This window comes from Bartonella sp. TT110JLCBS (assembly GCF_042193405.1).
In the GTDB taxonomy this organism is placed as follows: Bacteria; Pseudomonadota; Alphaproteobacteria; order Rhizobiales; family Rhizobiaceae; genus Bartonella.
In genome coordinates this window covers 1-26,640 of sequence record NZ_JBHILT010000005.1, presented here as the reverse complement: position 1 = coordinate 26,640, position 26,640 = coordinate 1, and the positions used below count along the sequence as shown (strand labels likewise).

The window sequence follows — 26,640 nt, the reverse complement described above, 5'->3', positions numbered from 1 at the left end:
TCTTTTTTGTGAATTTTGACTATTACATCCACCATTTTTCTGCGCTGAATATTCCTGCTTCTTGTTCAATAATGTGCGCTATCTGAAAAATCACTTCTTCAGAAAAAGGTTTACCAATCAATTGCAATCCTAGCGGTAAACCATTTGATGATAGACCAGCAGGAACAGAAATTCCTGGTAACCCAGCCATATTAACTGGTACCGTAAAAATATCATTAAGATACATTGCTACAGCATCATTTTTTATTTTTTCATCACCAATACCAAAAGCAGATGTTGGTGTTGCTGGTGTCAAAATCGCATCAATGCCTGAAGCAAAACATTGATCAAAATCACGTTTTACGAGTGTTCTTACTTTTTGAGCTCTTAAATAACAGGCATCATAATAACCAGATGAAAGGACATAAGTCCCAACCAAAATACGCCGCTTAACTTCATTACCAAAACCAACAGAACGCGTATTTTCATACATCTCAATGATGTCTTTTCCAGGCACGCGTAAACCAAAACGCACACCATCATAACGCGCTAAATTAGAAGAGGCTTCTGCAGGAGCTATAATGTAATAAGAAGGTAGAGCATATTTTGTATGGGGCAAAGAAATATCCTTAATCTCAGCACCTGCTTCTCTTAACCAATTTATTCCTTTTTGCCAAAGCTCAATAATTTCTAGAGACATTCCATCCATATGATATTCTTTTGGAATACCGATTTTCATTCCTTTGATTGATTGACCAAGATAACTTTCATAATCAGGAACTGGTAAATTCACGGAAGTAGAATCTTTTTCATCAAAAGAGGCCATTGATCTCAGTAAGATAGCACAATCACGAACATCTCTGGCAATAGGTCCAGCTTGATCAAGGGATGAAGCAAATGCAACAATGCCCCACCGTGAACAACGTCCATAAGTTGGCTTTATTCCTACAGTGCCAGTAAAAGCTGCTGGTTGACGTATTGAGCCACCTGTATCGGTTGCAGTTGCACCAGCACAAATTTGTGCAGCAACAGCGGCAGCAGATCCTCCCGAAGAACCACCGGGTACGAGTTTTTCCTCCGAGCCTTTTTTTCTCCATGGGCTAATAACAGGGCCATAATATGATGTTTCGTTGGATGAGCCCATAGCAAATTCATCCATATTAAGTTTTCCTAACATCACTGCACCATCTTGCCATAAATTAGCCGTGACAGTTGATTCATAGTGCGGTTTAAAACCATCAAGGATATGTGAACAGGCTTGCGTATGAACACCATAGGTTGCAAAAAGATCTTTAATCCCCAAAGGAATTCCTTCTAAAAGCCTCCCCTGCCCTTTCGTCAAACGTCCATCTGATTCAGCAGCCATTTTTCTTGCCTGTTCTGCTGTTATTGTTACATAAGCATTCAAAGTTGGATTCGCCAACTCTATTGCTTGTAAATAAGCTTCCGTTAATTCTGTTGCTTTGAGATTTTTCTTTGTTAGAGCATCACGAGCTTGCGCAATTGTGAGAGTTGTTAAATCAGTCATATTGGTTCTCAAATTTCAAAAATATAAAAAGTTACTCAACAATTTTTGAGACAAGAAAAAAATTTTCTTCTGTAACAGGGGCATTGGCTACAATATCTGCTGCTTTATCGCCATCTGTCACACTATCTTCACGCATTCGTAGAGTCATCGGCATCACAGATGTTAATGGCTCAACTCCACTGACGTCAACTTCATTCAATTGCTCTACAAAACCTAAAATAGCATTAAATTTTTTTGTCACAGATTCTATCTCATCATCGTGGAGGGCAATCCGCGCTAAATGTGTGATCCGCTTGACGGTCTCTTGATTAACAGACATACTCTTTACGCCTTTCTGCTTCTTTGTTTTTTATTGATCTTTATTCTGGCTATACAAGGCTGATCTTGCAAGTGCAAGAATATTAGATAACATGAATAAAGAATATAACCATTAAATCTGAAACATTAAAAAACGTATTATACCCTTATGACTGTTATTAATATAAACGAAGTTATGACACATCTTTTGCCTGGACAAACAATAGCAGGCTTAGATTTAGGGACAAAAACGATCGGAATTGCAATTTCTGATATGGGATTGACTGTCTCGAATCCGCGTCCTGTACTACAGCGAAAAAAATTTACAGAAGATGCTTACACACTTATTAAAATTTTTGACCGTGAAAATGTAGGCGTTATTATCATTGGCTTACCTCTTAACATGAATGGAAGCAGTGGCTCTCGTGTTCAAGCAACCAGAGCTTTTGTGAGCAATATGAAAGCTTATACAAAAATTCCATTTGTTTTTTGGGACGAACGTTTATCAACAATTGCAGCGGAACGGTCTCTTTTAGAAATGAATGTATCGCGTGCTAAAAGAGCAAGCCGTATTGATTCGGCAGCCGCCGCTTTTATATTGCAAGGTGCTCTCAATAGAATTCAAAATTTTAATCACATGGAAGGATAGAGGACATTGAGCAAATGCCCTGCATTATATCGTGCAATAAGCATCCCGTAGGAAGATCTCCATTGCCCTCCAAGGCGGCTTTCCATATAGGCATTTGCAACATGTTCTATGTCTGTAGAACGTAATGCTGCTGCAGCTGCTGCATAGGCTACCTGTTCAACAAAAAACCTTCCTGCTCCCTCATTTGCTGATGCCATATCACCTGCTGACTTAATAATTTCAATTGCTCGGGGTCCTGCTGGTCCAATATCAAGAGCAATTTTTTCCAACAATTTCTGAAACAATCCCGGAGCTTTTTCAGCAATAAGAATGGCATCCTTTACCAATTGATTAGCAAAACTATTTCTCACAATCCGCGCAGGCCCATTATGCAACATTTGTGATAATGGATTATTCTCTATAAAACTTTCAATACCAAGTTGTGCAATAATTTCACCAATAATAGGCACAACCAATTGACTTACATGATAAGCAATAATAGGTGTCATAATGCGGGCAAAAGCTGCTTCAGAACGGTCATTTGCTGCATTGTCAAATGCTCTTGCTAAACGCAAAACCAATGCTTGTGAGGCAGCTATATCTAATGCAATATCTGCAAAAATACGTTCTGTCAGTGGTGGTAAAGGCTGATTGGGCATTTTTTTCCGGAAAAAATCCATACCAAATTGAAGAGCCGCTCGCAAAACACCTGCCGATATGACAGATTGATCAAAACGCATCATTGTCTCGATATCTTTAATAACTTTAAGCCCTTCTCCAGCATTTCCCAAAAGCCAGCCATAACTGCCTTGAAAATCAACAACCCCTTCTGGCGTTAACAGTTCTCCAGAACGCTGAATTAAATGACGAATCGATATAGATCCATTTAATGCGCCATTTTCTTGTATGCGTGGAATAAAAAAACAACTTAAATGACCATCTAAATCTGCACTAACAAGATATCCGTCAGCGGTAGGATTAATAACGTTGGTTTTTACAACATTTAAACGATATAGATCACGTTCCATACTTTCATCGAAAGAAATTTTCTTAACACTTGGAAAATTGAAAGCGTATTTTTCAATATCGTCAAATGCACAAGTTAGAGAAGCAGCCTTTTTATGATGAATAGGCTTTGATGAAGAATCATATTGGCGTGATAAAAGTACATTTTGCCATTTTTTGAAGAGCTCAATATCACTAATTAAAACAGCAATAGCTGCACTCGTTATGATAACTTCATTCAAATGTCCTGTTTCTAAACCAGCAGATAAAGCTAAACGAATCGCACGCGCTTGATAGCGTACTCCATTTTCTGAGCTTGTATTTTCCCAAAGCGAGGTAACCAAACCTGCTTGTCTAGAATATTGTTGAAGAGCTTGATAGGAAGAATGGATCTCTAATCTTTCTGTTGGTTGCCCCCATTCATCATTATAGCATAGTAAAGGCTTATAATGATTCGCTAAGCAAGAAAGTTTCCATGCTTCTCGACTCGCGGCAAAATCCCCTATTTCTTCAAAACTTGCTAACAAAAACTTAGGCAAAGTAGAAGCAATACGAAACATAAGCGTATCGCTAAGAAATGTATTTTTTCGACGAGTATTTTGCACAGATACAGCACTCATAGGTATATTCCTACATTCAAATCATTCATATCATAGACTATTTGTCTTTTTAGAGTTAAGAAACATTTATCATATTCAAACAAATGCTTGTTTAACTTGTTTAGAGAGAGATAAAGAAGAATGCTATGATGCAAGATAATTTTTTCCCACTTTTCCCTCATCAACATCTTTTAGCTATTAAAGATCTAAGTGTACAAGACCTTAATACATTGCTTGATCGTGCAGAAGCAAATGTTATCCTTTCTAACAAAATTGATAAAATAAAATCTACTTTGCATGGACGGACTCAAATTAATCTCTTTTTTGAAGCCTCTACGCGAACACAATCTTCTTTTGAATTAGCGGGTAAAAGGCTAGGTGCACACGTGATGAGTCTTGCGATTGGCAACTCATCTGTAAAAAAAGGAGAAACATTACTTGATACAGCTATAACTCTCAATGCGATGAAGCCAGATATACTGGTTTTTCGCCATAACAGTGCGGGAGCAGCGGCTTTATTAGCACAAAAAGTTGATTGTTGTGTTATTAATGCAGGTGATGGTGCTCATGAACATCCAACCCAAGCTTTATTAGATGCTCTAACCATTAAAAGGGCAAAAGGTCGTATTGAAGGATTAACTGTTGCGATTTGCGGAGATATCTTACACTCACGTGTTGCCCGTTCCAATATCCTGTGTCTCAATGCTTTGGGTGCTCGTGTTCGTGCTGTTGCTCCCTCAACACTCTTACCCGCAGAAATCGCTCATATGAGTGTTGAGGTTTTTAACACGATGAAAGAGGGTCTTAAAAATGCTGACGTTATCATGATGTTGCGCTTACAGCATGAACGGATGACAGGCTCTTTTATTCCTTCTACGCGTGAATATTTCCATTATTTTGGCTTACATAAAGAAAATTTAGCCTATGCCAAAAATGATTCTATTATTCTGCACCCTGGACCAATAAACCGTGGTGTAGAGATTGCATCCGATATAGCAGATGGACCACAAAGTATGATTCAGACACAAGTAGAAATGGGAATTGCAGTGCGTATGGCGGTCATGGAGGCTTTATTAGATTCACGCGCAAAGATCAGTGGAGAAAAAAAATGATAAAACCAATTGTTTTTCAGAATGCTCGTATTATTGATCCTTCGCGCGCAATCGATGAAATTGGTACAGTTATTGTTAAAAATGGACGAATTATAGCCGCTGGAAAAGAAGCTCTGAATCAGGGAGCTCCTGAAGAAGCAGAAATTATTAACGCACAAAACAAAGCAATTCTCCCTGGTCTTGTTGATGCACGCGTTTTTGTTGGAGAATTAGGGAATGAACATTGTGAAACAATTGCATCAGAAAGTTACGCGGCCGCAGCTGGTGGTATTACTTCTTTTCTTATGATGCCAAACACGCATCCAGTTATTGATAATGTAGCACTCGTTAAATTTATTAAGCATACAGCACAGGAAATATCATCGGTCAATATTTATCCCGTTGCTTCAATCACACAAGGTTTTAACGGACAAGAAATAACCGAATTTGGTTTGCTCAAAGATGCAGGAGCCGTTGCCTTTAGTGAAGGAAAAAAAACACTTCAAAATTCATCTGTTATGCGGCGTGCAATGACTTATGCACGTGATTTTGATGTTCCATTGATACATGAAACGCAAGATAAAGATCTTACAGGGCAAGGTGTGATGAATGAAGGACTGCTTTCCAGTTGGCTTGGTCTTTCTGGCATCCCTCGCGAAGCAGAAGTTATCCCACTTGAAAGAGATCTGCGATTAGCAGTATTAACGCAAACACGTTATCACGCCGCTCAAATATCAACAGCACTCTCTGTTGATGCACTCCGTTTAGGTAAAAAACGCAGTGAGAAGATTTCAGCGGGTGTATCTATTAATCATTTATCTTTCAATGAAAATGACATTGGACAATATCGCACCTCTTTTCGCTTAATGCCCCCATTGCGTACAGAAGAAGACCGTATAGCAATGATTGAAGCAATAAAGGATGGGACTATAGATGTTATTGTCTCTTCTCATGATCCTCAGAGTATCGACAAAAAACATTTACCATTTAATGACGCGGCAGTTGGCGCTATTGGTATGGAGACCTTATTGAGTGCAGCTTTACGCCTTTATCATGATGAGAGCCTATCTCTTCTACGGATAACGGAACTTTTGTCAACGGCACCTGCAAAGCTCTTTGGACTCAATGCAGGAACACTCAAAAAAGGTGCTCATGCAGACCTTATTGTGGTTGATCTTGAAGAACCATGGGTTGTTTCGAAAGAGAAGCTCTATTCACGTTCAAAAAATACCCCTTTTGAGAATGCACGTTTTCAAGGACGCGTGCTCCAGACTTTTGTGAAAGGGAAAAACGTTTTTAAACTTGATCAACAAACTTAATGAGATTCTTAATGAATAAAGCAGAAATATTTTTTCAGTCCACTCCATGGTTTATTTTCCTCATATCTTATCTCATTGGCTCAATCCCATTTGGTCTTCTTTTTACGAGATTAGCCAAACTCGGAGATGTAAGAACTATCGGTTCCGGCAATATTGGAGCGACAAATGTTTTACGAACAGGAAATAAAAAAGTTGCTGCTCTGACACTTCTTTGTGATATATTGAAAGGGGCTGTTGTTATTTTCGTTATAAAGTTTTTTAGTGATCCGCTAGACAATAGTATCCTTGTTTCTCTAGCAGGTTTTTTTGCTTTCTTAGGACATCTTTTTCCCGTATGGCTTAAATTTAAAGGTGGCAAAGGTGTTGCTACCTATCTAGGTGTTTGCTTAGGGACCTACTGGCCCGCAGCAATTATTTTTATTATTGTATGGAGTGCGATTTTTCTCCTCACACGCTATTCTTCATTATCCGCACTCGTTGCTGTTACGATCACGCCGATATTTGTTTTTTATTTTTCCGATTCTTATTTCTGTTGTATGCTGATTGCGATGAGCATATTTGTATTCATAAAACATTATACAAATATCGGTAGATTATTAATTGGGGAAGAAAGTAAGATTGGTACGCAAAGCGGAGATAAATAAAGGAATCCTACTTACTGATCATCAACGTCTAAGCTGGTTACGGTTATTGCGCAGTGAAAATATTGGAGCTGTTAGTTTTCGCAATCTCATTGATCATTATAAAACAGCAGAAAATGCTCTGGCAGCACTGCCAGAGCTTAGTAGAAAAGGTGGTGGTTCTGCATCTATTAAAATAGCAAGCTTAGAAGATGCAGAAAAAGAAATACAAAAAGCTAAAAAATTAGGTGCTCGATTTATCGGTATGGGAGAACCAGATTATCCAGCTTTTCTTAAGGTTACAGAAGCCCCTCCGCCGCTTATTGCTATCAAAGGTAATGTTTCAATTTTTCAAAAAACTTCTATTGGAATTATAGGTTCTCGAAATGCTTCAGCTGCTGGAAAAAAGCTTACGGCTCAATTTGCACGTTTTCTTGGAGAAGCAGACTTTGTAACAATTTCTGGGCTCGCTCGTGGAATTGATAGCGTTGCGCATCAAGCAAGTTTAAAAACAGGAACTGTTGCAGTCATGGCTGGAGGAATTGATCATATCTACCCTCCTGAAAATAAAAAGTTGCATGAAGATATTATCGCCAACGGTGGAGCCATCATCAGCGAAATGCCCATTTCTTGGAAGCCGCGTGCTATCGATTTTCCAAGAAGAAACCGTATTATTGCAGCTCTATCACTTGGTCTCTTGGTTGTAGAGGCCGCCCTGCGCTCAGGGTCCTTAATTACCGCACGTCAAGCAGCTGAAATGGGACGGTTAATTTTTGCCATTCCCGGTTCTCCACTTGATCCAAGATCTGTTGGTACAAACAATCTTATCAAAGACGGTGCTCTACTCACCACACATCCTTCTGACATTATAGAAACACTTACGCCACTAATTTCACCGATTCCCAATTCCCAACTCAATTTTTTTGAGGAACCATCCTCTTTACAACTTGAAAAGGAAAATTTTAATTTAGCAGATGAAAAAAACAGCAGCCTCTCTTTAGCAGATGATGATGCAGCACGTGCAGCAGTTCTCTCCGCTCTTTCAACAACGCCAATCGACTTAGACACACTCAGTATCCACTCAGGTGTTTCACTCCCAACTCTCTACCTTTTGTTGGTAGAACTCGAGCTTGCTGGAAAGCTTATTCGACACTCTGGTGGTTGTGTGTCATTGTCGAATCTTGATCTTCCCCAAGAGCCTCAGCACTATTAATAATGCTTTGCCCTTCTTTGGCAACCATATCCAAAAGCAATGCTAAAAGCGGACTATGCGCCTGACGCGCCATCTGATTCATTTGCTTTGACATGTCTGTAATATATTGGATAACTTTTAAATGATTTATAAACATAATCCTCTATCCTTGAGCATTTCCCCTCCTACCTCTCAATAGACGTTATCTTAGTATTTCGCCGTATGTTTTTGTAATAACAGTGGAAAATAAATCGTGTAATTCTATATAGGGTGTACTCTAATAATGACAATCATAAGTTGTACAATATTCATGTTTTTTATATGGCTAATATTTTTTTATGTGCTCTTAAGCAATTGGCATTAGCTATTCGCGTAAAAGGCGTTTATAAAAAAATTTTTATTTCAATATTTGGGTAAAATTATGAATATCGTTATCGTTGAATCTCCAGCAAAAGCAAAAACAATTAATAAATATCTTGGATCTCAATACAAAGTTGTCGCATCATTTGGACATGTTCGTGATTTGCCTGCAAAAGATGGTTCTGTTTTACCGGATCAAGATTTTTCTATGAAATGGGATATAGATTCTGCTGCCGCTAAACGTTTAAATGAAATAGCAAAAGCCGTTAAAGAAGCTGATAGCCTTATATTAGCAACAGACCCTGATCGTGAAGGGGAAGCTATTTCATGGCATATTCTGGATGTTCTTCGTCAAAAAAAAGTTTTAAAAGATAAACCTATTAAAAGAGTTGTCTTCAATGCCATCACCAAAAAGTCTGTGCTTGATGCTATGAATAATCCACGTGATATTGATACATCCCTTGTCGATGCTTATCTTGCACGTCGTGCTCTCGATTATCTCGTTGGTTTTACACTTTCACCTGTTTTATGGCGTAAACTCCCTGGTGCACGTTCGGCTGGTCGCGTTCAATCGGTTGCTTTGCGTATTATTTGTGACCGGGAATCAGAAATAGAACATTTTATCAAAGAAGATTATTGGTCTATTACAACACAGTTAAAAACCATCCGAAATGATAGTTTCCAAGCAAGATTGACGATGTTTAATCAAAGGAAGATTGGCAAGCTTGATATTCAATCTCAAGAACAAGCAGATCAAATTCGCTTTATGTTGGAGAAAGCGCAATATCATACACTCAGTGTTGAAGCAAAACCTACAAAAAGAAATCCTTTTCCTCCATTTACAACCTCTACACTACAACAAGCAGCTTCTTCAAAACTAGGTTTTTCAGCTTCTCGCACTATGCAAATTGCCCAAAAGCTTTATGAAGGCATTGAAATTAATGGTGAAACGGCAGGGCTTATTACTTATATGCGTACCGATGGTGTGCAGATAGCACCTGAGGCTATTGATTCAGCAAGAAAAGTTATTCATGAAACTTTCGGAAAAGACTATATTCCTGAAAAGCCACGTTTTTATTCAACAAAGGCAAAAAATGCACAGGAAGCACATGAAGCGATCCGCCCAACAGATTTTCAACGCAATCCTAGTCAAGTCCGTAATTTTCTCGATAGCGATCAAGCAAAGCTCTATGAGCTGATATGGAAGCGTGCCATTGCCAGCCAAATGCGCTCTGCTGAAATTGAACGTACAACTGTTGAAATTGAAGCACAGCAAGGAGAAGAGCGTGCAAATCTACGGGCAACAGGATCTGTTGTTCGTTTTGATGGCTTTATTTCCGTCTACACGGATCAACGAGACGAAGAAAATAATGAAGAAAATGAAACAACACGTTTACCACAAATAAATACTGGTGAAGCACTTACAAAAGAAAAAGTTGAATCTGTACAACATACCACAGAGCCCCCTTCTCGTTATTCTGAAGCTTCATTAATTAAAAAGCTTGAGGAGTTAGGAATTGGTCGTCCTTCAACTTATGCCTCCACATTAGCGACATTATGTGACCGTGGATATATTGTCATTGATAAACGGAAACTTATTCCTGATGCTAAAGGACGTATTGTTACGGCCTTTCTTGAAAATTTCTTTAATCGCTATGTAGAATATGGTTTCACAGCAGATCTTGAAGAAAAGCTGGATCTTATCTCTGACGGCAAACTTTCTTGGAAAGACGTCTTAAGAGATTTTTGGGATGGATTTAATGCATCTATTAGCAATATCCAAGAACTCCGTATAACCAATGTCCTTGATGTTTTAAATGTAACATTAGCACCTCTCGCCTTTCCTGAACGCGAAGATGGAAGTGATGTGCGTTCATGTCCTCTTTGTAAAAATGGTCAATTATCATTAAAACTCAGCCGTTATGGCGCTTTTGTTGGCTGTTCTAATTATCCCGAATGTAAATACACACACCAACTTGGTACAGATACTGGAAAAGAGAATGAATTTGTGCGCAATGATGAACCTGTTATACTTGGTATTGACCCTGTAACAGGAAAAGACATCTCTCTTCGCAATGGCCGGTTTGGTCCCTATATTCAACTTGGTGAAAGCAAAGAAGTTAAGCGTGCAGGACTACCAAAAGAATGGCAGGCAGAAAATGTAACTTTTGATAAAGCCTTGGCTTTACTATCTCTTCCCCGTGAAATTGGCATTCATCCTGAAACTGGAAAAACAATCACGGCTACAATTGGACGATATGGTCCCTATCTTAGTCATAACGGAAAATCTGCGCGCCTTCTTCATGCAGATGAAGTTTTTGATATTGGTATCAATCGCGCTGTTACAGTATTGGCAGAACAACAAGAAAACAAAACCAAGCAAAGCAGAACAACACCTGAAGCATTGGCAACATTAGGAGAGCATCCGGAAGGAGGAACCATTACCGTGCGCAACGGGCGTTATGGTCCCTATGTCAATTGGGGTAAAATTAATGCAACATTGCCAAAAGATAAAGATCCCATTAGTGTAACATTTCCAGAGGCACTAGAACTTATATCGGCTAAAGCATCGAGTAAAAAAACAACTTCAAAAAGAGCTTCTTCTAAAACAAAAGCAAAAATAAAAGAGACATAAATTTTGGCTAAAGGTGAAAAAAACATAAAATCTCTCTCTTCATTCAAGGGAAAAAATTTTCCCAATAAGGAAGAAATCCTTTCCTTTATAAATGAGAATCCTAACCACTCAAGTAAACGAGAAATCGCCAAAGCCTTTAACTTAAAAGGCGATTCTCGGGTTTGGCTGAGAGATATATTACGTGAGTTAAAAGATCAAAATCTTATATCTAAACAGCACAAAAAGAAAATAAACAAAGGAAAATTACCCCCTGTTGCTTTAGTCAAAATTAGCGGACGTGATAAAGATGGAAGTTTTATTGCACAACCTCTTGAATGGGAAGATTCTCCAAAGCCTAATATTGAAATACACTCTTTTCATCACATAAAAGGAAGTAGCATTGGTGTTGGAGATCATATTCTTGTAAAAGTTTTTCGAAATAAAAATTCTGAAAGCTCAAGCCCCCCTTATACGGGACGAATTATTCGTAAAATTGATGTATCTCCCAAAAGCGCATTTGCTGTTGTACAAAAATTTGAAAATAATCAATGGCGCCTTGATCCTATAGACCGCAAAACCAATGAGCTCATTGTTGAAATGTCTCCAGAAATGAAGATTCAAATTGGTGATCTCGTTGAAGTCGAAATTAAAAAAAATACTGGTTACGGATTAAAGAGCGCAAAAATAAAAAATGTTTTAGGGCATATTAAGAGTGAGAAAACACTCTCAATGATAGCGCTTCTTTCGAAAGGAATTCCTTATATTTTTCCTGAAAATGTTCTTGAGCAAGTTAAACATATCAAAGCTGCCAATATGGATAATCGTGAAGATTGGCGACAATTACCATTTATTACAATTGATCCACCAGATGCAAAAGACCATGATGATGCAGTTTATGCAACCAAGGATAAAGACCCAGCAAATAATGATGGTTGGATTATTATTGTGGCCATTGCAGATGTTTCTTACTATATCAAAACAGGAAGCGCTTTAGATAAAGAAGCATTGAAACGTGGAAATTCTGTTTATTTTCCCGATACCGTTGTGCCAATGTTGCCTGAACGCCTTTCTCATGATTTGTGCTCTCTGCGTGAAGGAAAAGAACGACCGGCTTTAGCCGTTCGTATGGTTTTTGATGCAAACGGTAATAAACGAAAACATAGTTTTCATCGTATTATGATGCGGGTGAGAGCCAAACTCTCTTATCAAGAAATGCAATTAGCAAAAAAAGAACATCTCAATGAAAAAAGTGCGCTCCTGCTTGAGAATATCTTACACCCCTTATGGGAAGCCTATGCATGCCTTAAAGCTGCGCGAAATCGTCGCCAACCACTAGAATTAGAAATAACAGAAAAAAAGATTATTCTTGATCAAAATGGATGCATAAAAGATGTTGTGAGTGAAGAACATCTAGAAGCACATCGTTTAATTGAAGAGTTTATGATACAAGCCAATATTGCAGCTTCTGAAACATTAAAAGAACATCATCAACCTTTCATCTATCGTATTCATGATAAACCCTCTCTTGCCAAACAAGAAATATTACGGAATTTTCTTCAAAGTTTAGGGATATCACTCGCCCGAAGTGCAGAACTGACATCAGCACGTCTGAATAGAATTTTAGAAAAGGTTGCTCATACTCAACAACAAGAACTCGTCAATCAAGTTATTTTGCGTTCACAATCACAAGCAGAATACAACCCTAAAAATAGCGGCCATTTTGGTTTAAATCTGCAGAATTATACACATTTTACATCACCAATCCGTCGTTATGCTGATCTTATTATTCATCGAGCACTCATTAAAGCTCTCAAATTAGGAAATGATCAATTAACAGATACACAAGAACAAAATCTTGCAGAAATTGCTACGCAAATTTCTTTATACGAGCGCCGTGCAATGATGGCTGAAAGAGAAACGATTGATCGACTTGTTGCTCACTATTTAACAAATAAAATTGGACGTATTTTTACAGGTCGCATCTCCGGAGTTACAAAAGCAGGCCTTTTTATCTCACTTGATAAACTCAATACAGATGGTTTTGTCCATATTTCTACGCTTAAAAATGATTATTATCATTTTGATGAAGCACAACATGTTCTTGTAGGACAGCGTAGCCATAAAGGCTATCAGCTCAGTGATGTTGTAGAAGTAAAACTTATAACGGTACAACCTTTTGCTGGTGCTTTATGCTTTGAGCTCTTAACAAAACCTCGTCCAATAAAATTTTCACCGACATCCTACCATAAAAACAAATTAAAAAAACAAAAGCATCCTTTTTATGGAAGAAGAAAATATTAATAAAAAATAAAATTCTTGTTTTACTATTAAACAGAATATAAACAATAATATAATAATACCTTTAAGATAATAAAATACCTATTATAGGTAGTGTTTATATTATTTTATGTATATAATTTTCTTTCTTTATTATATAATAATACATATGTTTTATTTTATATCTATAGTAATTGTATAAAAATATTGCAGAGTTTTTATACTCAAGAGGTGAGAAAATCTGCAAAAGGAAGCTTGGGCTTTTTTCATTTCAGGACACCTTTTTATTATTCGAATAAACAAAAGTATCTTAAGTCATTCTCATGAAAAAAAGCTTTTGACTCTCAAAATAATTCTTTGCGTGCCATTATTGCAGCTATTGCAACCATTGGCACTGTTGGAACAGCATTGGGAATGGGAACACAACTTGTCTCTTTTCTTATGGCAGAAAAAGGACTTTCCAACAGTACGATCGGCTATAGTGGAACAGTTGGTGGAATAGCCATAATTATTGCAGCTATTTTTACGTCTCGAATTGCCTTATGCTTAGGCATCGCTCAAACAATATTACTTATGATGGCGATAGGATCTTTAAGTTTTTTAGGATTCTATTTTTTTGATTCCATATGGGTTTGGTTTATTTTAAAGTTTATATTACATTTCAGCATGACAGTTATGTTTATCCTGTCAGAGTTTTGGATCAACAGTTATGCTCCCCCCAAAAAACGCGGTTTGATCCTTTCTATTTATGCTATTGTCTTAGGATTAGGGGTTATAATAGGTCTAACGCTGCTAGCAAAAGTGGGAACACAAGGATTTATTCCTTTTGCTGTTGGATATAGCCTTATTATACTTGCTACTATCCCAATTCTTGCCGCTTGGAAACTAAGTCCAGAATTTCAAAAAAATCAATATATGCCATTTTTTCGTTATCTTTTTCACGTTCCAAGTGCAATGATGGCGGTCCTTGTTTACGGGGCCATTCAAATGGGCGTATTAACTCTTATAATACCCTTTAGTTTATCCATTGGTTATAATGAGAATGAAGCAGCACATTTTATGGCAACCCTTGCACTTGGGAATATTTTCCTCTTAATTCCTATCAGCATTATAAGCGACTACGCCAAAGATCGACGCTACCCACTGATGAGTTGCGCTATTCTAGGTTTATAGGAACTTTTATAGTACCATGGATTCTTCAATATCCATGGGTTTTGATGCTTGATTTGTTTTTTCTAGGTGGTGTATCAGCGAGCCTTTATACAATTGTTCTTGCACATTTAGGAGCCCGTCTCAAGGGGCAAGAACTTGCAGCTGCTAATTCTGCTTTTATTTTTTGTTATGGAATTGGTATGCTCATCGGACCGACCTTTATCGGAAAATCCATGGGTATCTTTAAACCCTTCGGTTTTTCAATAGCCATGGCTGTTTTTTTCGGTTTATATGTCATTTTGGTGTTTGTCCAACTTATGAGAAAATTAATCAGCTCTTGACTTTTTCGAGAACATCCGTACTGTTGCTGGAAAATCTGATGACTTCAGAAATAGGTTTTGATAGCAAGATAATATTTTTTCAGTATAAATAAGGTTCTTACATTATGGCTAAAGCAGCAACCATTAAGATCAAGCTTTTATCAACTGCAGATACTGGTTTTTTCTATGTTACAAAGAAAAACAGCCGTACCATGACAGATAAAATGAGCAAGCGTAAATATGATCCAGTTGTAAAAAAGCACGTTGAATTTAAAGAAACAAAAATTAAATAAATGAATTTATCATTGAATTGATAAGTTTTATAGTCCAAGAGAAATGTGGAAGTATTGCCTTCGGGGTTATTGTCTGAGGGTTGTTTTTCTATTTCTTTAAAAGTTTATTTTGAAATTTATATGACCTTAAATTTGTATGTTTTGTCCCGATTTGGATAAGTTGATTTATTGTTTAAGTTGCTTACATATATCCTGCATGAGTATTTGATTGTCGTGGTATTTAACAAAAATTTTGTCGTTAAAACGAGATGGTGTTTCGTGATATGAATAAAAATTTCTTGAAAAGATTATAAGCAATACTAAATAAAATGCGTTATAATAAAAAATAGCAGTTTTTTATTTCATGAAAAATTTTTTTTCTCATTTTAATCTAAGAGGCTTTAATCTAAAAGTTATCGGTTTCAGTATTTTTGTTTCTGCTAGTATTCTTATGATTATGTCAACTTATTTTAAGCAGACTCAATCGTTATCTCAAAAAGAAAAAATTTCTTCTCAAAGCTCTGTGGAAGGAAATGCATTAATCATTGATGGCGATACCATCATGATTTCTTCAATTAAGATTCGACTGGCTGGAATTGATGCTCCTGAACTTCACCAATTTTGTGGAAAAAAGGAGGCACGCTACCCTTGTGGGATTGAAGCAAAAAAATATTTAGAACAACTACTAAAAAATCAAACAGTTACATGTCTCTGGCATAAAACAGATAAATATCGCCGTATCCTTGCAACATGTAAAACAAAACAAGTTGGCAATATTAACGCAACGCTTGTACATAATGGTTGGGCTGTAAGTTATTATGAATACCCCAAAGAAGAGCAAGAAGCTAGAAGGAAAAAGAAAGGAATATGGGCATCAAGTTTTCAACGACCAAAAGAATGGCGCAAAGCGAATCCGCGCACAGAATAAGAAAAATACTCTTTAATTTTATTTACCAATGAAACAATGTAGCCCAATTATCAAACTTGAACAAAAGATCTATTCCTGTCGTGTTTGTATCCAACAACCCCATTATTTTCCTCCTCTTCCTCATGAACCAAATCCCGTCGTTTATTTATCCAATACGGCTTTGATTGCAATTGCAGGACAAGCACCAGGATTGCGTGTTCATGAAACTTCTATCCCTTTTAATGATCGTTCTGGTGAAAGATTGCGTAATTGGCTGGGTGTTACGGAAGAAGAATTTTATAATAAATCTCTCTTTGCTATTGTTCCTATGGGATTTTGTTTTCCAGGTTATGACAAAAATAAAGCTGATTTACCACCAAGACGTGAATGTCGAGAAATATGGCATGAAAAGATATTTCAAGCTATGCCTCAAATAAAGCTTGTTCTTGCTATTGGCCGTTATGCGCAAAAGTGGCACATTACAGAATTAAAACATAAAACCGTTTCTGCAACTGTTGGTGATTGGAGAAATATCCTTTCCATTCCTCAACCTCGAGGCTATAATGTTATGCCTTTGCCTCATCCATCATGGCGAAATACTTCTTGGTTACAGAAAAATCCATGGTTTAATGATGAGCTTATTGTATATTTGCGTTGTTTAGTGCGTAAATTTTTATAAATTAAAAATATTGAGAATAAATTATGGACCGTCTTGACCGAAAAATTTTACATCTTTTGCAAGAAAACGCAACACTTTCTGTCGCTGATATTGCTAAAAAAGTTGGACTTTCGACCACGCCTTGCTGGCGTAGAATTCAAAAACTTGAAGAAGATGGTGTTATTCAGCGTCGCGTTGCCGTTCTTTCTCCAGAAAAAGTAAATGCGCATGTCACTGTTTTTGTTTCTATTCGCACAAATACCCATAGTCATGAATGGTTTAAGCGTTTTTCAAAAATTGTACAAGAATTCCGTGAAGTCATTGAATTTTACCGAATGAGTGGAGATATTGACTATTTATTGCGTGTTGTTGTTCCCAATATTGAAGCTTATGATCTTTTTTATAAAAAATTAATTTCTAAAATTGATATCCGTGATGTCTCATCTTCTTTCGCAATGGAACAGATTAAGTATACAACGGAACTTCCGTTGAATTATATCAAATTACATGAAAAGGTAAATGAGCAAAACTCTTAAGGCTTTTTTATATCTATCTCATTATCTTTTAGGCGTTCAAACTTTCTTGTTCCAAAACTGCCATTTGTGCATGTGTTAAAACAGCGGCTTTGACGATACCAGCTGCCATAGCTGCTCCTGTCCCTTCACCAAGACGCATTCCAAAATCTAGAAGTGGTTCTTTACCGATTTTTTTTAAGAGTTTACGATGGGCTTTCTCAGAAGAAACATGTCCAACAAGGGTATGATCAAGAGCTTTTGGATGCATTTTATAAAGGATCGCTGCTGCTGCAGTTGCCACAAAACCATCTAAAATGACTGGTATTTTTTCCATTCTTGCTGCTAAAATAGCACCAACCATAGCTGCAATTTCACGTCCTCCTAAGCGACGCATAATTTCAAAAGGATCATTAAAATGCTCCTTATGCAAAGAGACTGCTGTCTTAACCGCTGCTATTTTACGCTGATAAAAATCACCCTCCGATCCCATACCATTTCCTGTCCACTCTTCAACTTCTCCACCAAACAATGCTAAACATAAAGCTGAAGCTATTGTTGTGTTTCCAATCCCCATTTCACCAATACATAAAAGATCTGTTCCGCCAGCAATGGATTCCATTCCAAATGCCATTGTAGCAGCCGCACTTCGCTCATCCATTGCGGCATCTTTCGTAATATTCATTGTTGGATATTCCAATGCTAAATCAAATATCTTTAATCCAAGATCATAAGCTATACAAATTTGGTTGATAGCAGCACCACCAGATGCAAAATTTTGTACCATCCTTTGTGTCATAGATTGTGGAAATGGTGTAACATTCTCTTCTACAATACCATGATTTCCAGAAAAAATAGCGACCAAAGGTCGCGTTACGATAGGTTTTTCTGTACCCTTCCATCCCGCATACCAAACAGCAAGATCTCCCAGTTTCCCTAATGCTCCTTGCGCTTTTGTTAAGTTTTTTTGCCTTTTCTTTGCCAAAATCATAGAAAACTCATCAGCAACAGGTAAATTCGTAAGCAAAGCACGAAAATCATCAAATGGACTAACGGTCATGAGAATACCTTTTAAAATCTACAATGTTTAATGAAAATCACGTCATATATACAGGATATGAATAATTTATTGCTTTTTTAAACAGTGCTTTAAAAACGTTAAATATTATGAAAGCAATAATTTTTATATTCTATTTTCTCATCAAATAACGAACATGCAAAATATTATCAATATCTTATTACTATCTTTACACATCACCCCTAACCTATTCTCCTATTAAATAGGAGAAATAAGCGTGTTGTGTAATATATGAATCCTAATGTTCTTTCTATAACAAAAGTTATAAGTTTTTAAAAACTTATACAATTGAAGTCATCAAAATCATCGTAAAGAAAACAAAGCGCAAAAAATCTTAACTTTAACATAGGTTAATTGTCAGGCTGTTATTAAATGAGAGCATGAAAAGCTTCTTTCAAAATAGATATATCTGCATTTTGTTTTGTTGCATCATTTGATAATATTTGTCGCCATCGACGTGCCCCCTCTCGCCCATGAAATAAACCAATCATGTGACGTGTCACGTGAGAAAGCCGCCCTCCCGATGCAATATGTCGAGCCGCATAATCACACATAACCTCAATAAGATCACTTTCACTCAGATTATTTTGCGCCTCACCATAAAGTTCAAAATCAATATGTTTTAACAAAGTTGGATCATGATAAACTTGGCGACCAACCATAACAGCATCACAGAAAATCAAATGCTCTTTGATCTCATCAATCCATTTAATTCCACCATTTATCCCAATGAATTTATGAGGGTATTTACGTTTCAATTTATAAACCCTTTCATAATTAAGGGGCGGAATATTACGGTTTTCTTTTGGACTCAATCCTTTTAGCCATGCCTTGCGTGCATGTATCCAGAGCGCATCGCATCCAGCATTCCAAACCTGATTAGCCAAAAGATCTAATGCTAATTCTTCATCTTGTTCGTCCACTCCGATCCGACATTTGATAGTTACGGGTATCGTAACCTCTCGTTTCATCGCTTCCACAGCATTTGCCACAATGTCTGGATGTAACATCAAACAAGCTCCAAATACACCTGCTTGAACACGATTTGATGGGCAACCGACATTGAGATTTATTTCATTATAGCCAAAATCTTCAGCAATCCGTGCAGCTTCTGCCAACTTTTTCGGATCTGCTCCCCCTAATTGTAATGCAACTGGACATTCTTTATGGCTAAAAGCCAACAATTGATCTCGAACACCATGAATGACAGCATCTGCGACCATCATTTCCGTATAAAGAAGAGCTTTTTTCGTTAAAAGACGATAAAAAAACCTACAATGTCGGTCTGTCCAGTCCAACATTGGTGCGACTGCAAATTTTACAGGCGATGGAAGATTGTAAAATATCATGAGGCGACTACTCTCATATCCCCATAGCTCTCTCTTTATACATAGAAAAATACTTACTTTTATTTTACAGAAAGTGTTATTCTTTTATACGATCACGCGTATAATAACAGCCTCTTTCTATCAATTGTTTCCTTCAATTGATAGAAAAGTTTATTACAATCAATCATAATAAAATACAATATCGCACTTCTTATAGAATCATGTTCAGATATATGAACATGAAAGAAGAAGATTTTCACTGTAACATAAAAAACTTATTTACAAGTCCTTCTTAAAATCCCCATTACGCCTCTATCCTTACATGATTTAGCACAGCGTTTAAGACAATAAATGATAAATTAAAACATTATACAATTTTTTATGATAGGCTTAATTTTCTTTAGAATATTCCAACTTATTGTGCAAAAAACACGATAGAAAGTATTTTTATCTCCTCCTTAAGATAAAGGACAAAACTTCTTATTCATATGAATCTAATTATAAAACATTTTCTCTCAATGCGTTCTTTATTAGATTTCACTTCATAGGATAGACAAATTTTACCCTAAATATTCAACCTAATTTTGCCATTGTATGGTTGTTGCAAACAAACAACTAAGATGAGGGTATAGACGAGCATTATTTTTTAACATGTGTGAATGTACCTTATATCAATATCTCTTGGAGAAAAATATTCTACAATATTGCAAATAAAATCTGTAAAATTAAATGATTATAAATGTTGTTCAATCTCTTTTTGGCTCTGCATATAGGAAGAAAGAGTATCAACCTCTTGCTCATTAAAGAGAAGTCCAAGTTTTGAACGACGCCATAACACATCTTCACATGCTTTAGCCCATTCTTTTTCCATCAACCATTTTACTTCTATTTCATAAAGCCCATGTCCAAAATCTTTTCCTCTGTCCGCCTTACCATTTGCAAATATCACTAAGGCTTCTGTGCCGTAGGAGCGTGCAAGTCTGCGGTGTGTAAAGGCATCTAAATCTGGCATTAAAAAAGCAATTTTATTTTCAATTACATCTAATTTATTATAGTGAAAATCCCCCCCTGGAAGGGGTGCATTAGCTGTCCATGACGCTCCCTTTTTACCAAGTGCTTTTTCAACAAATTTCATCGCATCTTCAGCCAACTTACGATAAGTTGTAATCTTTCCACCATAAAGATTAAGAATCTTTGGTGCACTTCCTGTTCCCATTTCTCTTAAAACATAATCGCGCGTAATTTCTTGTGCTTTTGAAGCTCCATCATCATAGAGTGGACGAACTCCAGAGTAAGACCAGACAATCGTTTCAGGTAATACTGGTTGTATGAAATATTCACTGGCTGCTGCGCAGATATAGTTTATTTCTGTATCAGTAATATGAGCATCAGCTGGATCTCCCTGATAGTTACAATCTGTTGTTCCAAGCAAGGTAAACTCTTCTTCATACGGAATAGCAAATATAATACGCCCATCACCATTTTGAAAAATATAAGCACGATCATGCGTATAAAGCTTGGGAACCAAAATATGAGAACCTCTAACAAGCCGTATTGGTGTGTGTTCTTTACAATCTAATACGCTTGACAAAACACGATCAATCCAAGGACCTGTCATATTCGCGACATAAGAAGCTGTGACATTATATTTTTTACCGTTTAATTTGTCTTGAAGAAAGACACGCCATTTTTTGTCTTCTCTTTTTAAAGAGAGAACTTTTGTCCGTACTTTTATATCAGCTCCCCACTTTTCTGCATCACGAGCATTGGCAATGACTAAACGCGCATCATCTACTCTTGCATCAGAATATTCAAAACCTCTCTGATATTCTTTTTTCAGTGTAGCGCAAAACTTTTTTGAAAAATTAATCGTTTTACTGCGCCACAATTTCTGATTCCAGCTCCCTAAATAATCATAAATAAAAAGTCCAAAACGCAACATCCAAGCAGGGCGCAATTCTTTATGATAAGGAAGAAGAAAACGCAAAGGGCGTACAATATGTGGCGCTATGCGTAAAATGATCTCGCGTTCTTTGAGTGCCTCACGAACAAGTTTGAACTCATAATGTTCAAGATAACGAAGACCACCATGAATAAGTTTTGTTGATGCACTTGAAGTCCCTGATGCAAGATCTTTCATTTCAGCTAATCCCACTTTAAAACCGCGTCCAGCTGCATCTCTTGCCAATCCACACCCGTTTATCCCTCCCCCAATGATAAACAGCTCATAATGCATTGTGGTTTTCATAATTTCACTTTTCATTATTCAATTTTGTTTCACTGTCCTCAATAAAGCAACAATAAAAAACAATACAAGTGTTCTTCGTTGTATTATCAACGTACTTTTTCCTAAAATAAACACGCACAAAAAGCTTTTGATACCCTTATACATCAAAAAAACATTTGACAAATTAAAGAGATGATTTTTTATCCTCTAGGCAACATAATCTTTGCAAATGTACATCATATGAAAGCTTTTTAGAGAAAAATTAATGTTTTTTCTCATTTGAGAATACACACTATAGCTAAATGCTTTATTGCACATAGAGAACGCTTTTCATATAGTTCACTCAATGACACAATAGAAAATGTAAAGGTATACAGATGACTCATCAACCTCAAAACTCGAAAATAACAGTTATTTCAAAAATTTTAGTCCCAGTTATGTTGAGTATTTTAACCTTTTCACCTTCTTTATCAAACGCAACATCACAGCAAAAAGTAACCAATCATTTAAGCTTAGAAAAACTTAAAGCACAACTTTTAGAAGATTCTAGCTTTTTATCTAAGCTTAAAGAAACAATGGCTCCGCATACTGATTCTCAGCATATTCAACAAATTGTCAGAGAGTATCTTCTTACTCATCCAGAAATTTTGATTGAAATGCAGCTTATCCTTCAAGATAAGCTGGGAAGACAGAATGAAGATGAAAGTCAAAGCTCAATTATTCATTTATTAGAAAAGGAAATTTTTCATTCTCCTCATGACGCTGTTTTGGGGAATCCAAATGGTAAAAAAGCACTTGTTGAGTTTTTTGATTACAATTGTAAGTTTTGTAAAAGTTCCTATTTATATATAGAAGACTTGATAAAAGAATCCCCAGATCTACGGGTTATTATCAAAGATTTACCAATTTTGGGATCTGATTCTATGGCTACCCATATCGTTGCCTACGCATTTCGAAAACAATTCCCAGAAAAATATCCTCAGTTTCACAAAACACTTTTAATGCATCAAGGGCGCGCAAATGAAGCTAAAGCTATAAAAATAGCTGTTTCATTAGGAGCTGATGAAAAAAAACTCCGTAATGCAATAAAAGATCCTAATCTGCAAAACGCTTTTAAAGAAAATATTCAAATTGCCTCTACACTTCATATTACGGGAACGCCTTCTTACATCATTGGTAATAAAATATTCATCGGCGCAGTCAGACAAGATATTTTAAAACAAGCGATAGATAATACACAGTAAATACCTGATCAGTTTTAGGCAGAATACTGTAAATGAGGTAATTTTATGCTTTCTCTTTTTTGACAACAGGCTTATAAGTGCAATTTTGCGTAAAGCGGATACGAGTTCAAAATTGCAAAATATAATGACTTAAAGGAAATAAATATCTTTAAAGCCTCAAAAGATATGATCCCTAATCTAGAAATATTCGATCATAAAATGAGATAATGACGATCTTCATTGATCAAGGAGTTAGAAATAAAATGGCAATAAAAAAAGTGGATTCGGCAAAAACCGCAATTGATACGAAAATTATTCGTGATCTTGCTGAAATTTTGAATGATACAAATTTAACGAACATTGAAGTTGAACAAGGGGAGATTCGTATTTGTATTTCCCGCCAAAATACCTTAACTTCTTCTGAGCAAGCAATCTATGCTCCTGTTTCTACTCCCACTTTTTCTGTAACATCCTCCCCAGTTCCAACAACTGAATCTCCTCTACAACCTATTCAAGAAGATAAATCAAAAAACACTATAACCTCTCCAATGGTTGGAACAGCTTATCTTGCACCTTCACCAGGCGCGCAACCTTTTGTAGAAGTAGGACAAAATGTTTCTGAAGGGGAGACATTACTTATTATTGAAGCCATGAAAACAATGAATCAAATTTCATCACCACGCTCAGGCACGGTAACCACTGTTCTTGTCAAAGATGGCCAACCTGTTGAATTTGGTGAACCACTTATTATTGTTGAATAAAGCGAGGGGCAACCATGATTCGAAAAATCCTCATTGCTAATCGGGGAGAAATTGCTCTTCGCGTTTTACGTGCATGTAAAGAACTTGGCATAAAAACCGTTGCTGTTCACTCTACCGCTGATGCAGATGCAATGCATGTTCGTCTTGCTGACGAAAGTGTTTGTATTGGCCCTCCTCCCGCTCGCGATTCTTATTTGAGTATTCAGCAAATTATTGCTGCTTGTGAAATTACAGGAGCTGATGCTGTTCATCCAGGTTATGGCTTTCTTTCTGAAAATGCAAAATTTACAGATGTTCTAGAAGCCCATGATATTACATTCATCGGTCCAACAGCTACTCATATCCGAATCATGGGCGATAAAATCGAAGCCAAGAAAACCGCCCAAAAACTTGGTATTCCTGTCGTTCCAGGTTCAGATGGAGCAATCACAGAAGAATCAGATGCTTTACGCACTGCTCGAGAAATTGGTTATCCAGTTATTATAAAAGCTTCTGCCGGTGGTGGTGGACGTGGTATGAAAGTCGTTCATTCTGAACAAGAATTTTCTATAGCTCTCAAAACAACGCGTTCAGAAGCGAAAGCTGCTTTTGGTGATGACGCTGTTTACATAGAAAAATATTTAGAAAAACCCCGTCATATTGAAATTCAAGTCATAGGTGATGGTGCGGGCAATGCTATTCATTTAGGAGAACGCGATTGTTCACTTCAACGACGGCATCAAAAAATATGGGAAGAAGCTACGTCACCTGCACTTAATGAAACTGAACGGCAAAAAATTGGAAGTATTGTTGCAAACGCCTGTGCCCAACTTGGATATCGTGGAGCTGGTACTGTTGAATTTCTCTATGAAAATGGCGAATTTTATTTTATTGAAATGAATACGCGTTTACAAGTCGAGCATCCTGTAACTGAAGCAATTACAGGTATAGATTTAGTCCATGAACAAATCCATATTGCATCAGGCTGCAAGCTTTCATTGACACAAGATGATGTCTGTTTTTCTGGTCATGCCATTGAATGCCGTATTAATGCAGAAGATCCTATTAATTTTACGCCATCACCTGGAACCATTACACATTTTCATACCCCTGGAGGTTTAGGAATTCGTGTTGATTCAGGCGCTTATTCAGGTTACCGTATTCCTCCTTACTATGATAGCATGATTGGAAAGCTGATTGTTCATGGACGTACCCGTTTAGAATGTATGATGCGTTTACGGCGTGCTTTAGATGAATTTGTCGTTGATGGAATAAAAACTACACTACCTCTTTTTCGCGATCTTATTAATAATCAAGATGTTGCTGATGGTAATTATAATATTCACTGGTTAGAAAAATACCTTTCTCATCAATCAAAGTCTTCAGATTCGTAATTCGAGAGCAAAATGGTGCTTCTTTTATAAAAGATTCTATAAGATATCAACATAAGGATAGTTCTAATCTTGCTGTAAAAAGTGGTAAAAGAGGAAATAAGTTGGTTATTTTTTATTTGTTATATAGTTTTCACTTAATATGCACAAAATTTTATAATTTTCTGTTTTCCTTTTTGTTAGTTTGTGCTAACTCCTACATGGTTACGCCCTTATAGCTCAGTTGGTAGAGCACCTGATTTGTAATCAGGGGGTCGGGAGTTCGAGTCTCTCTGGGGGCACCATTTTATTTCTTAAACATATTGAAATATATAGATTTTTTCTTTAAATAGCCATTTTCAGACCACCTTTTAGACCACCTTCTACAGTTTATATAATTTTACCTAATTTGTTCTTATTTGCTCCTTATTTTTCTTTGGAGTGAAGTCTAAGGTCTCTTTTTTTCTCCATCTCACTGCTCTCCCTAGCTTATATGGCTCCAGAAACAATCCCTGAAGCACCCAATTGCGAATCGTTGTTGTGGATACACTAAAAAGCTGTGCACACTCACGTGTCGTTACATATCTATCTCCATCATCAAATATCATCTCATTACCTTTCTCTTTTTTATGTTACTTAATCCCCTCCTCGTCCTATAGGACGAGGAGATAAAATCAATTGTTTAAAACTAAGCCGCTTTCGTGACAGGCTTCTGCAAACTCGGATCATAAGCTCGCAACAAAGAATCCATTCTATGGGGCAGCTCTGAATCTCCAAAATCCGTTAAAACTGCTAGAATCTTTGTAATATTTGGAATTTCATCTTGAAGTTTTAAAATCAAAGCTTTTTCTACTACGCTCATGATGTCAACCAAGTCACTACAGTCTTTGTCATCTACGTATTCACAATTGACAAACTGAGACAACGCTATCCACAAATCACATAAAAAGTCGATACTGGTATTCATTGCACACCCCCAAAGATTTGTTCTCTCAAACAAGCCAATCCTCTGGATGTGATTTTCGTTGAAGGCAGCACCTTTTCTGTACCATCCGGTCTTTGAATGGTAATAGCAGGACAGTCCATAAATCCTTTCTTTATCTTATCCTGATAAGGTAACAGAGGTGCCCCTGGAGCCCGTCGATATACCCAGTCATGTTTACGCAAATAATCGGTTAAGTCCTTTGGTCGTACCTCTAACATCTTTGCTGCTTCTATCAAACCGAACAGCCCATCAGAACGCTTTAAACCATCAAGTGCTTTTGCCTTTGGTTCTAATTTAGCAATGATATTGTCTTTCCGCTCGTTTTCATCTTTTAAATGCGTTAAGACACCAAGCATTAC

The 26,640-nt window shown here is 36.8% G+C and carries 26 protein-coding genes and 1 tRNA gene; 17 read left to right on the top strand and 10 right to left on the bottom strand.

The window, feature by feature from the left end:
- Positions 1–22: 22 nt before the first annotated feature.
- Together gatA and gatC are read right to left on the bottom strand one after the other, a co-directional pair.
- Positions 23–1,507, bottom strand: coding sequence for an Asp-tRNA(Asn)/Glu-tRNA(Gln) amidotransferase subunit GatA (gene gatA, locus ACFILW_RS03490; protein WP_375685182.1), 1,485 nt, complete (start codon positions 1,505–1,507; stop codon positions 23–25).
- 31 nt (positions 1,508–1,538) lie between these two features.
- Entirely contained in the window at positions 1,539–1,826 is a 288-nt protein-coding gene (gene gatC, locus ACFILW_RS03485; protein ID WP_375646104.1) for an Asp-tRNA(Asn)/Glu-tRNA(Gln) amidotransferase subunit GatC, read from the bottom strand.
- 147 nt (positions 1,827–1,973) lie between these two features.
- Here gatC and ruvX point away from each other — a divergent pair, with 147 nt between their 5' ends.
- A complete protein-coding gene (gene ruvX / locus ACFILW_RS03480) occupies positions 1,974–2,453 on the top strand; it encodes a Holliday junction resolvase RuvX (RefSeq protein ID WP_375685181.1) in 480 nt (159 codons plus the stop codon).
- Here the strand turns inward: ruvX and ACFILW_RS03475 are convergent.
- On the bottom strand, positions 2,438–4,057 hold the full coding sequence (locus ACFILW_RS03475; protein ID WP_375685180.1) for an acyl-CoA dehydrogenase family protein: 1,620 nt from the start codon (positions 4,055–4,057) through the stop codon (positions 2,438–2,440). The two genes, ruvX and ACFILW_RS03475, sit on opposite strands and share 16 nt — an antisense overlap.
- Before the next feature lie 125 nt (positions 4,058–4,182).
- Here ACFILW_RS03475 and ACFILW_RS03470 point away from each other — a divergent pair, with 125 nt between their 5' ends.
- Genes ACFILW_RS03470 through dprA form a run of 4 tightly spaced genes read left to right on the top strand, consistent with a single transcriptional unit; the run spans position 4,183 to position 8,279 of the window.
- Positions 4,183–5,148, top strand: coding sequence for an aspartate carbamoyltransferase catalytic subunit (locus ACFILW_RS03470; RefSeq protein WP_375623149.1), 966 nt, complete (start codon positions 4,183–4,185; stop codon positions 5,146–5,148).
- Positions 5,145–6,446, top strand: a complete 1,302-nt coding sequence (locus ACFILW_RS03465) for a dihydroorotase (RefSeq protein WP_375623147.1) — start codon at positions 5,145–5,147, stop codon at positions 6,444–6,446. The genes ACFILW_RS03470 and ACFILW_RS03465 overlap by 4 nt, the downstream gene beginning before the upstream one ends.
- An 11-nt stretch (positions 6,447–6,457) precedes the next feature.
- Complete coding sequence (gene plsY, locus ACFILW_RS03460; protein WP_375623145.1) at positions 6,458–7,090, top strand: glycerol-3-phosphate 1-O-acyltransferase PlsY; 633 nt, start codon at positions 6,458–6,460, stop codon at positions 7,088–7,090.
- Entirely contained in the window at positions 7,047–8,279 is a 1,233-nt protein-coding gene (gene dprA, locus ACFILW_RS03455) for a DNA-processing protein DprA (RefSeq protein ID WP_375623143.1), read from the top strand. Before plsY ends, dprA begins: the two co-directional genes overlap by 44 nt.
- On the opposite strand, the gene ACFILW_RS03450 is transcribed toward dprA, so the two are convergent.
- Positions 8,209–8,415 (bottom strand): hypothetical protein, encoded by a 207-nt coding sequence (locus tag ACFILW_RS03450; RefSeq protein WP_005773510.1) that lies wholly within the window; start codon positions 8,413–8,415, stop codon positions 8,209–8,211. The two genes, dprA and ACFILW_RS03450, sit on opposite strands and share 71 nt — an antisense overlap.
- 264 nt (positions 8,416–8,679) lie before the next feature.
- Between ACFILW_RS03450 and topA the strand changes: the two genes are divergently transcribed.
- From topA to ACFILW_RS03410, 8 genes are all read left to right on the top strand, one after another.
- Entirely contained in the window at positions 8,680–11,253 is a 2,574-nt protein-coding gene (topA, locus tag ACFILW_RS03445) for a type I DNA topoisomerase (RefSeq protein WP_375646113.1), read from the top strand.
- Between the two features lie 3 nt (positions 11,254–11,256).
- Complete coding sequence (gene rnr, locus ACFILW_RS03440) at positions 11,257–13,533, top strand: ribonuclease R (protein ID WP_375685179.1); 2,277 nt, start codon at positions 11,257–11,259, stop codon at positions 13,531–13,533.
- A gap of 333 nt (positions 13,534–13,866) precedes the next feature.
- Positions 13,867–14,682 carry an MFS transporter gene (locus tag ACFILW_RS03435; RefSeq protein WP_375685178.1) on the top strand — a complete coding sequence of 272 codons (816 nt, stop codon included), beginning with the start codon at positions 13,867–13,869 and terminating at the stop codon, positions 14,680–14,682.
- Positions 14,683–14,726: 44 nt separating this feature from the next.
- Positions 14,727–15,002, top strand: a complete 276-nt coding sequence (locus ACFILW_RS03430; RefSeq protein WP_375685177.1) for a hypothetical protein — start codon at positions 14,727–14,729, stop codon at positions 15,000–15,002.
- 104 nt (positions 15,003–15,106) lie between these two features.
- The gene (gene rpmG / locus ACFILW_RS03425; RefSeq protein ID WP_004864083.1) at positions 15,107–15,274 is read left to right on the top strand and encodes a 50S ribosomal protein L33; all 168 of its coding nucleotides are present in this window, start codon (positions 15,107–15,109) and stop codon (positions 15,272–15,274) included.
- Positions 15,275–15,617: 343 nt separating this feature from the next.
- A complete protein-coding gene (locus ACFILW_RS03420) occupies positions 15,618–16,181 on the top strand; it encodes a thermonuclease family protein (RefSeq protein WP_375623131.1) in 564 nt (187 codons plus the stop codon).
- A gap of 28 nt (positions 16,182–16,209) precedes the next feature.
- A complete protein-coding gene (locus tag ACFILW_RS03415) occupies positions 16,210–16,839 on the top strand; it encodes a uracil-DNA glycosylase family protein (protein WP_375623129.1) in 630 nt (209 codons plus the stop codon).
- Positions 16,840–16,862: 23 nt separating this feature from the next.
- Positions 16,863–17,354 (top strand): Lrp/AsnC family transcriptional regulator, encoded by a 492-nt coding sequence (locus ACFILW_RS03410; protein ID WP_375665598.1) that lies wholly within the window; start codon positions 16,863–16,865, stop codon positions 17,352–17,354.
- Between the two features lie 28 nt (positions 17,355–17,382).
- Here ACFILW_RS03410 and cobT read toward each other — a convergent pair whose 3' ends face one another.
- From cobT to glpD, 3 genes are all read right to left on the bottom strand, one after another.
- The gene (cobT, locus tag ACFILW_RS03405; protein WP_375665599.1) at positions 17,383–18,390 is read right to left on the bottom strand and encodes a nicotinate-nucleotide--dimethylbenzimidazole phosphoribosyltransferase; all 1,008 of its coding nucleotides are present in this window, start codon (positions 18,388–18,390) and stop codon (positions 17,383–17,385) included.
- A gap of 386 nt (positions 18,391–18,776) precedes the next feature.
- Positions 18,777–19,757, bottom strand: coding sequence for a tRNA dihydrouridine(20/20a) synthase DusA (gene dusA / locus ACFILW_RS03400; protein ID WP_375665600.1), 981 nt, complete (start codon positions 19,755–19,757; stop codon positions 18,777–18,779).
- 712 nt (positions 19,758–20,469) lie between these two features.
- Positions 20,470–21,999: a glycerol-3-phosphate dehydrogenase gene (gene glpD, locus ACFILW_RS03395; RefSeq protein WP_375623121.1), complete on the bottom strand. Its 1,530-nt coding sequence runs from the start codon at positions 21,997–21,999 to the stop codon at positions 20,470–20,472.
- 341 nt (positions 22,000–22,340) lie between these two features.
- Here glpD and ACFILW_RS03390 point away from each other — a divergent pair, with 341 nt between their 5' ends.
- The 4 genes from ACFILW_RS03390 (at position 22,341) to ACFILW_RS03375 (ending at position 25,601) form a co-directional block, all read left to right on the top strand.
- Positions 22,341–23,207 carry a DsbA family protein gene (locus ACFILW_RS03390; protein ID WP_375623119.1) on the top strand — a complete coding sequence of 289 codons (867 nt, stop codon included), beginning with the start codon at positions 22,341–22,343 and terminating at the stop codon, positions 23,205–23,207.
- 242 nt (positions 23,208–23,449) lie between these two features.
- Positions 23,450–23,947: an acetyl-CoA carboxylase biotin carboxyl carrier protein gene (gene accB / locus ACFILW_RS03385; protein ID WP_375623117.1), complete on the top strand. Its 498-nt coding sequence runs from the start codon at positions 23,450–23,452 to the stop codon at positions 23,945–23,947.
- A 14-nt stretch (positions 23,948–23,961) separates the two neighbouring features.
- Positions 23,962–25,320, top strand: a complete 1,359-nt coding sequence (gene accC, locus ACFILW_RS03380) for an acetyl-CoA carboxylase biotin carboxylase subunit (protein WP_375685176.1) — start codon at positions 23,962–23,964, stop codon at positions 25,318–25,320.
- Between the two features lie 205 nt (positions 25,321–25,525).
- Positions 25,526–25,601, top strand: a tRNA-Thr gene (locus ACFILW_RS03375).
- 99 nt (positions 25,602–25,700) lie between these two features.
- Here the strand turns inward: ACFILW_RS03375 and ACFILW_RS03370 are convergent.
- The 3 genes from ACFILW_RS03370 to ACFILW_RS03360 form a co-directional block, all read right to left on the bottom strand.
- The gene (locus ACFILW_RS03370; protein ID WP_375685175.1) at positions 25,701–25,904 is read right to left on the bottom strand and encodes a helix-turn-helix transcriptional regulator; all 204 of its coding nucleotides are present in this window, start codon (positions 25,902–25,904) and stop codon (positions 25,701–25,703) included.
- An 80-nt stretch (positions 25,905–25,984) separates the two neighbouring features.
- Positions 25,985–26,263 (bottom strand): hypothetical protein, encoded by a 279-nt coding sequence (locus ACFILW_RS03365; protein ID WP_375645044.1) that lies wholly within the window; start codon positions 26,261–26,263, stop codon positions 25,985–25,987.
- Positions 26,260–26,640, bottom strand: a 381-nt coding sequence (locus tag ACFILW_RS03360; protein ID WP_375671470.1) for a phage antirepressor KilAC domain-containing protein, incomplete at its 5' end; no start/stop codon positions are given. The genes ACFILW_RS03365 and ACFILW_RS03360, both read right to left, overlap by 4 nt.